Here is an 8,063-nt window from a genome sequence, read left to right on the forward strand (position 1 = left end):
CTGCCGAGCGTGGGCTCGGCTCTACAGCGGGCATACATCCTGCGTGCCATCCTGTTCGCGGGGCCGTCATCGGCCCGCTGAACTGGAGCACCCCATGTTGCGCAGTCGTCCGTTCCTGATGTTCACCGGCCAGGCCGAGGCGGCCCTGGCCCTGTACGCCGAGGCGTTCGCCGATTTCCGGCTGCTTGCCCTGCAACGCCATCCCGACGGCGCAGGGGCGGGAGTACCCGGCCAGGTGCGGCAGGCGACCTTCATGCTCGGCGGCACCAACTATCTGTGCTTCGACAGCCTGGATGTGCACGACTTCACCTTCAGTCCGTCGATCTCGCTGTTCGTCGAGTGCGGTGGCGCCGAACAGTTCGAGCGCGCGGCGCGCGTGCTGGGCGAGGGCGGGCACTGGCTGATGCCGGTGGGCGACTACGATTTCAGCAACCGCTACGGCTGGGTGCAGGACCGGTTCGGTGTGTCCTGGCAGTTGAGCCTGGGGCAGATGCCGGATCCGTGATCGGTTCAGCCGCTGCGCTCGCCGGGCATGGCCCGGCGCTACCGTAAACGAAAACGGCCCGCTTGCGCGGGCCGTTCCGTCAATCACGCTTCGACTTCATCATCCTTGTAGGCGTCGACCGGGATGCAGGCGCACATCACGTTCTTGTCGCCGTAGACGTTGTCGACGCGGGCCACCGGCGGCCAGTACTTCTGCAGCTTCAGGCTGGGCAGCGGGAAGGCGGCCAGCTCGCGCGGATAGGCGTGGGTCCACTCGCTGGCCGTCACCGCGGTGGCGGTGTGCGGCGCGTTCTTCAGCGGATTGTCCTCGCGGTCCAGGCGTCCATCCTCGATCGCACGGATTTCCTCGCGGATCTGGATCATGGCGTCGATGAAGCGGTCCAGCTCATGCAGCGACTCGCTTTCGGTGGGCTCGACCATCAGCGTGCCGGCCACCGGGAAGCTCAGCGTCGGCGCGTGGAAGCCGAAGTCGATCAGGCGCTTGGCCACGTCCTCGGCGCCGATGCCGCTGCTCTTCTCCAGCGGGCGCACATCGAGGATGCACTCATGCGCCACCAGGCCATTGCGGCCGGTGTACAGCGTCCTGAAGTGCGGCGCCAGGCGCTTGGCGATGTAGTTGGCATTGAGCTGCGCGACCTGGGTCGCCTTGCGCAGGCCCTCGCGGCCCATCATCGCGATGTACATCCAGCTGATCGGCAGGATCGAGGCGCTGCCGAAGCTGGCGGCGCTGACCATGCCGACGGGGCCGTTGTCACCCAGCTTGCCCGGCAGGAACGGGGCCAGGTGCGCCTTGACCGCGCACGGGCCGACGCCCGGGCCGCCGCCGCCGTGCGGGATGCAGAAGGTCTTGTGCAGGTTCAGGTGGGAAACGTCCGAACCCCACTTGCCCGGCTTGGCCACGCCGACCAGGGCGTTCATGTTGGCACCGTCGGTGTACACCTGGCCGCCGTGCTTGTGGATGATCTCGCAGATCTCGACCACCTCCTCCTCGAACACGCCGTGCGTGGACGGGTAGGTCATCATGATCGCGGCCAGGCGGTCGCTGTACTTCTCGGCGTTGAGGCGGATGTCCTCGACATCGACATTGCCGTTGGCATCGGTCTTGGTGACCACCACCTTCATGCCGCACATCTGTGCCGAGGCCGGGTTGGTACCGTGGGCCGAATCCGGAATCAGGCAGATGTCGCGATGCTCCTCACCACGCGAGCGGTGGTAGGCGCGGATCGCCAGCAGGCCGGCGTACTCGCCCTGTGCACCCGAGTTCGGCTGCAGGCTGACCGCATCGTAGCCGGTGCATTCGACCAGCATCGCTTCCAGCGACTCGATCAGTTCCTTGTAGCCCAGTGCCTGGTCGGCCGGCACCAGCGGATGGATCTGCGAGAACTCCGGCCAGGTCACCGGGATCATCTCGGCGGTGGCGTTGAGCTTCATGGTGCACGAGCCCAGCGGGATCATCGTGCGGTCCATCGCCAGGTCCTTGTCGGCCAGCGAACGCAGGTAGCGCAGCAGTTCGTGCTCGCTGTGGTGCGTGTTGAACACCGGATGGGTCAGGAACGCGGACTGGCGCAGCAGCCCGGCCGGCAGCGCGTCGGCGGTGCTGGCATCCAGTGCATCGACATCGGCATCGGCACCGAAGACGGCGGCCAGCGCGACCACATCGGCGCGGGTGGCGGTCTCGTCCAGGCTGATGCCGACCGAGTCGCTGTCGATCGCGCGCAGGTTGTAGCCGGCGGCGCGCGCCTTGGCATGGATCTCATCGGCGTGCACGCCGGTGACGTGCAGGGTGTCGAAGAAGTCGCCAGCAACCTGCACGCCGGCCTTGCGCAGTGCGGCGGCGAGGATCGCGGCCAGGCGGTGCGTGCGGCGGGCGATGCGGGTCAGGCCTTCCGGACCGTGGTAGACGGCGTACATCGAGGCCATCACCGCCAGCAGGACCTGTGCGGTACAGATGTTGGAGGTGGCCTTCTCGCGGCGGATATGCTGCTCGCGGGTCTGCAGGGTCAGGCGGTAGGCCGGGTTGCCCTGCGCATCGATCGAGACGCCGATCAGGCGGCCGGGCATCGAGCGCTTGTAGGCGTCGCGGCAGGCCATGAACGCCGCGTGCGGGCCACCGAAGCCGAACGGCACGCCGAAACGCTGGCTGTTGCCGACCACGATGTCCGCGCCCCATTCGCCCGGTGCGGCGAGCAGGGTCAGCGCCAGCAGATCGGTGGCCACGGCGACCAGGCCCCCGCGTGCATGCACGGCCTCGACCAGTGCGCGGTAGTCGGCCACCTGGCCGAACGTATCCGGATACTGCAGCAGCACGCCGAAGCTGTCCGCTTCCAGCGCTTCGGCCGGGGTGCCGACGCGCAGCACGATGCCCATGGGCTCGGCGCGGGTGCGCAGCAGCTCCAGGGTCTGCGGGTGCACGGCATCGTGCACGAAGAAGGTGTCCGACTTCGACTTGGCCGAACGCTTGGCCAGGGTCATTGCTTCGGCCGCTGCGGTGGCTTCGTCCAGCAGCGAGGCGTTGGCGATCTCCATGCCGGTCAGGTCGGCGCACAGGGTCTGGAAGTTGATCAGCGCTTCCATGCGGCCCTGCGAGATCTCCGCCTGGTACGGGGTGTAGGCGGTGTACCAGGCCGGGTTTTCCAGGATGTTGCGCAGGATCACGTTCGGCGTGTGGGTGCCGTAATACCCCTGGCCGATGAAGCTGCGCAGCACGGTGTTCTTGTCGGCGATCGCGCGGATCTTCGCCAGTGCCTCCACTTCGGTGATCGACTCCGGCAGCGCCAGCGCTGCCGGCGACTTGATCTTGGCCGGCACGATGGCATCGGTCATCGCATCCAGCGACGCGTGGCCGACGACGTCGAGCATCTGCGCGATCTCGGCGTCATTGGGGCCGATATGGCGCTCGACGAACGCACTGTGGTGCTCGAGCTCACGCAGGGAAGGGGTGTTCTGGGACATGGCGAAGGATCCGTCAGGAAAGGGCACACGCACGGGCACAAGCCGCCGGATGGCGGGCTGCGGGGCGCCCCTCTGTCCTTTTGCCTGAGAGTTTGGAAGCGCGGCTGGCCGCAGCTTCGTGCCCCTTCGGCGCCGGATCGAACCGGTCTCTCCAGAGTTGTGTTGCGGGTGGTATCGGGCCTGAGCGATTACGGGCGTTGCGCCTTCGGCAGCGGTGTTCCGCTTCTCCCACCGTGTTGCCCGCCGATTATAGCCGGTTATGGCCCGCTGCCGAGGCCGCCCCGGGGGGGGGCACGTCGCCTGAATGGCCGATGGCCCGGGCGTGCGTTTTGTGCAGTGCTGCATGGCATCGGGCGCATTCCCCGCCTATGATGGGCGGATACCCGAATTCATCTGGCGCCGTCCCTGCTGCAGCGGGACCGGCGCCCGCCGTGCGTGCCGCGCATGGCCTTGCCGGACACCGTTCACATGACCGCCGCTGCTGCTCCGTCCACCCGTCGCATGGCCCTGCTGCTCGCGGGCCTGGCCATGTTCGGCCCGTTCTCCATCGACACCATTTTCCCGGCCTTCCCGCAGCTGGCCCAGCGCCTGGCGGTGGATGAGGTGGCCGTCCAGCAGACCATCAGCGTCTACCTGCTGTTCTATGGCCTGATGAGCCTGGCGCACGGGCCGCTGTCCGATGCCTGGGGCCGCAAGCGGGTGATTTTGGGCGGCCTGGTGGTATTTGCCGGGGCCTCGGTCGGCTGCGCGCTGTCCACCGACCTGCCGACCCTGCTGGCGTTCCGCGCGCTGCAGGGCCTGTCGGCGGGCGTGGGGATGATCGTCGGCCGCGCGGTGATCCGTGACCTGTACCACGGCCATGACGCCCAGCGGTTGATGAGCCAGGTCTCGATGCTGTTCGGCATCGCGCCGGCCATCGCCCCGATCATCGGTGGCTGGATTCTGCTCAGCGGTGCCGGCTGGCCGCTGATCTTCTGGTTCCTCGTGGTGTTCTCGCTGGTGCTGCTGGTGGCCACCGCGCGCTTCCTGCCGGAAACGCATCCGCTGGAGGCGCGGGTACCACTGTCGCCGCGCGCACTGCTGCGTGACTATGTGCGCATCGGCTTCAACCCGCGTTTCCTGCGCCTGGCCCTGGCCGGCAGCATCGGCTTCGGCGGCATTTTCCTGTACATCGCTTCCGCGCCGGTGTTCGTGATGCAGCACCTGCATCTGGGCGAAGGCGATTTCGCCTGGCTGTTCATTCCCACCATCGGTGGCATGACGGCCGGCGCGTTCCTGTCCGGGCGCATGGCCGGGCACACCACGCCGACCCGGCAGGTGACCATCGGCTTCTCCCTGTGCGCGCTGTCGACACTGCTCAACGTCGGCTACGTGGTGCTGGCGGCGGAGTTCGCGCTGCCGTGGGCGGTACTGCCCATTTTCCTGGGCGGCATGGGCATGGCGCTGATCTTCCCGATCCTGGCGCTGGCCGTGCTCGACATGTATCCGCACCAGCGCGGCCTGGCCTCGTCGCTGCAGGCCTTCGCGCAGCTGATGATCAGCACCGTGGTGGCCGGTGTCGTCTCGCCCCTGCTCAGTGCCAGCCCGCTGCATCTGGCGCTGGGGCAGGCCGGCTTCTTCGCCGCCGGGTTTGCGTTCTGGTACTGGGAACACCGCCGTGAGCGCGCAGTGCAGGCCGTGGTCACGGACCTCTGACCGGCCGCAGGGGCGGTGGCGGGCGACCCGTGAAGCGGCGCCACGGCCGGGGTGCGCTATCCTTGCGCCCCCCCGTAGCGATGCCGCCCCCATGTCCACCACCTCCAAGACCCGTCGCGACCAGCGCCGCCGCCAGGAAGAGAAGGCTGCCAACAAGGCCGCCGCCCAGGCTTCACCGGTGGAGCCGCATGCCGAACTGCGCGATGCGCAGCGCACGCTGCTGGCAGGTGTCGTGCGCCGCGATGGCGAGTGGGTGCTGGGCATGGATGGCCGTATCGCCGGCCATAGCGAGAGTGCCGCGCAGGTGCTGGCGTTGATCATGCAGGCCGGTGAACTGCACGAGCGCAACGGTACGCCGGTGCGTCTGATGTATTCCGACGCGCTGCGCGATGCCGCGCAGGCCGAGGCCAGGGAGAAGGGCCAGACCTTCGAGGAATACAAGGCCGAGCTGGCCGCCGCGATGGCGGCGAAGAAGAACAGCTGATCCGTAGTGGGCAGCGCCGGACCCTGTCCGGCGAGCGCAGCGGTGCGATCAATGCCGCCGGGCATGGCCCGGCGCTACCGGAACGGAAGGGGCGGATCCTCGCGGATCCGCCCCTTTTCTCATTTCGCCGCCGGTGCCGCGCTGGCCTGCCAGCCGCACATCTGGCCTTCGTTCTGCTGCTTGAGCCACTCATTGACCGGGCTGAAGTACTCGATCATCGGGCCGGCATCCAGCTTGTCGCTGCCGGTCAGCTCCTTCAGCGTGGCCTGCCACGGCTGGCTGGCGCCCTTGCTGAGCATCGCCCAGTACTTCTGGCCGGCTTCCTTGTTGCCGTAGAACGTGCACTCGTGCAGCGGGCCCTTGTAACCCGACGCATCGCACAGGCCCTTGTAGAACTGGAACTGCAGGATGCGGGCAAGGAAGTAGCGGGTGTACGGCGTATTGCCCGGCACGTGGTACTTCGCGCCCGGATCGAAGAACTCCTCGCCGCGGGTGCTGGCCGGGGCAACGCCCTGGTACTTGGCCTTCAGATCCCACCATGCCTTGTTGTAGTTGTCGGCGGTGATCGACCCATCGAACACGCCCCAGCGCCAGCGGTCGATCATCAGGCCGAAGGGCAGGAATGAAACGCCCGACAGCGCCATGCGCATCTGCGCGTTGATCACGGCCTCACGGCTTTCCTGCGGTGCGTCAACCAGGCCGATCGAGTTCAGGTACTTGGGCGTCATCGCCAGCACGATCGTGTCGCCGATTGCTTCGTGGAAGCCATCGTTGGCGCCGCCCTGGAACAGGGGCGGCAACGGGTTGTAGGCCAGGTCGTAGTAGATGTGGCCCAGCTCGTGATAGATGGTGGTGAAGTTCTCTTCGTTCGGCTTGATGCACATCTTGGTGCGCACATCGCCTTCCATGTTCATGTCCCAGGCGCTGGCGTGGCAGACCACGTCACGGTCGTCAGGCTTGATGAACTGGGTCTTGTCCCAGTACGACTGCGGCAGCGAGGGCATGCCCAGCGACACGTAGAAATCCTGTGCGCGCTCGGTCATCTGTTTCGCGGTACGCAGTTCGGCCTCGCGCTGGGCCCTGTACTGGCCCGCGACGCTGGCATCCTTGCCGGCCTTGGCCAGCGCAGCACTCAGGTTGGTCTGGTACTGCTTTTCCAGTGCGGCGGTGATGTCCAGGCTTCCGGCACCGGGATAGGGCTCCAGCTGGTCCCACAGGTTGGACCAGTCCTGCTGCCACATGTTGCCCAGCAGGTGCGCGGCGATCAGGCCATTACCCACCTCGGCCTTGTCCTTGCCGTAGGTCTTGTCCAGCTTGCCGCGCGCGTAGCAGTGCAGCTGCTCGTACATCGGCTTGACCTGCTCCCACAGGCGGTCGGTTTCCGGGCCGATCTGCTCCGGCGGCATGTCATAGCCGCTGCGCCACATCTGCCCGGCATCGGTGAAGCCCATGCCCTTGGCGCCTTCGTTCACCAGGCTGACGAACTTCTGGTAGTCGCCACGCATGTTCCGCGTGGTGCTGTGCCAGCCCTGCCAGGCATCAAGCTGCGCGTCGTAGTCGCGGCTGCGTGCCAGCACCTGTTCCAGTTCCCCCAGCTGGCGGCAGGAGGCCGGGTCGTTGGCATCGGTGCAGTACTTGCCGGCACCGTAGCTGCCCTCCATGCGGGTGGCGATCTGGGTCAGCTCGGCCAGCTTGGCCGGGTCGCGCGGTGCCGGCATCGAGGACATCAGCTTCAGCAGATGGATCGCACGCTTGCTGTCTGCGCTCATCGGCTGGCCCTCGAACTTCGCGGCCTGCTCGATCCAGCTGTTGAGCTGGGTCAGTGAACGCTCGTTGGCCTTGGCCGCGATGCGCTCCGAATCGCTGTTGATGTAGGTGGAAGACAGCCACTGCGCCGAGGTCATCTCCGGATAGGCAGCCTTGTATTCGGCATTGATGCGGGCAACGAACTGGTCGGCGGTCTCGCCGGCCGGTGCGCTGCTGCCGGCGGTCTCGGCGCCGGGGGACGCTTCCTTCTTGCAGGCAGCCAGGGCCAGCGTGGCGGCGGCGACAGCAGCGGCCAGCAGGAGATGACGGTGTTTCACGGGCGGTCCTTGGGTGGTGAACGACGGCCGAAGGCTAGTGGGCGCGCGTGCCCACCGCAAGTGGGGAAGGTTGGTGGGGTTCGGCAGGGCTTGCAGCCCTGCACCCGCAGAAGCCAAGGCACGTCAACGGCAGAAGCAACAGCAACAGCGGGCTATCCGTGGGATGGCGGGGCGGTGTGGGCTTGCAGGACACGCCGTAAACCCATCCATGGGGGCTCGATGGCGCCATCCATGGCGCCAACGGTCCTGCAAACCCACCCCGCCCGGCCGTTGACAGTTTCCTGCCGCCTCCCACCACGGACAAGAAAAAAGAAAAGCACAAGCGGGTCGCGCGCGGCGCATGC

General features: G+C 67.2%; 5 protein-coding genes and 1 riboswitch. Of the genes, 3 read left to right on the plus strand and 2 right to left on the minus strand.

Going from position 1 to position 8,063, the window contains the following annotated elements:
* Positions 1–94 precede the first annotated feature (94 nt).
* Complete coding sequence (locus ACVOKU_RS16760) at positions 95–505, plus strand: VOC family protein (protein WP_053519027.1); 411 nt, start codon at positions 95–97, stop codon at positions 503–505.
* An 83-nt stretch (positions 506–588) separates the two neighbouring features.
* On the opposite strand, the gene gcvP is transcribed toward ACVOKU_RS16760, so the two are convergent.
* Positions 589–3,456 (minus strand): aminomethyl-transferring glycine dehydrogenase, encoded by a 2,868-nt coding sequence (gene gcvP / locus ACVOKU_RS16765; protein ID WP_481560437.1) that lies wholly within the window; start codon positions 3,454–3,456, stop codon positions 589–591.
* 62 nt (positions 3,457–3,518) lie between these two features.
* Positions 3,519–3,621: riboswitch (glycine riboswitch) on the minus strand.
* Positions 3,622–3,924: 303 nt separating this feature from the next.
* Here gcvP and ACVOKU_RS16770 point away from each other — a divergent pair.
* Positions 3,925–5,151, plus strand: a complete 1,227-nt coding sequence (locus tag ACVOKU_RS16770) for a multidrug effflux MFS transporter (RefSeq protein WP_481560438.1) — start codon at positions 3,925–3,927, stop codon at positions 5,149–5,151.
* Positions 5,152–5,242: 91 nt separating this feature from the next.
* The gene (locus tag ACVOKU_RS16775; protein WP_108765918.1) at positions 5,243–5,635 is read left to right on the plus strand and encodes a hypothetical protein; all 393 of its coding nucleotides are present in this window, start codon (positions 5,243–5,245) and stop codon (positions 5,633–5,635) included.
* A gap of 119 nt (positions 5,636–5,754) precedes the next feature.
* On the opposite strand, the gene ACVOKU_RS16780 is transcribed toward ACVOKU_RS16775, so the two are convergent.
* Positions 5,755–7,719 carry a M2 family metallopeptidase gene (locus tag ACVOKU_RS16780; RefSeq protein WP_481560439.1) on the minus strand — a complete coding sequence of 655 codons (1,965 nt, stop codon included), beginning with the start codon at positions 7,717–7,719 and terminating at the stop codon, positions 5,755–5,757.
* Positions 7,720–8,063 lie beyond the last annotated feature (344 nt).

This window comes from Stenotrophomonas sp. STEN147 (genome assembly GCF_056757995.1).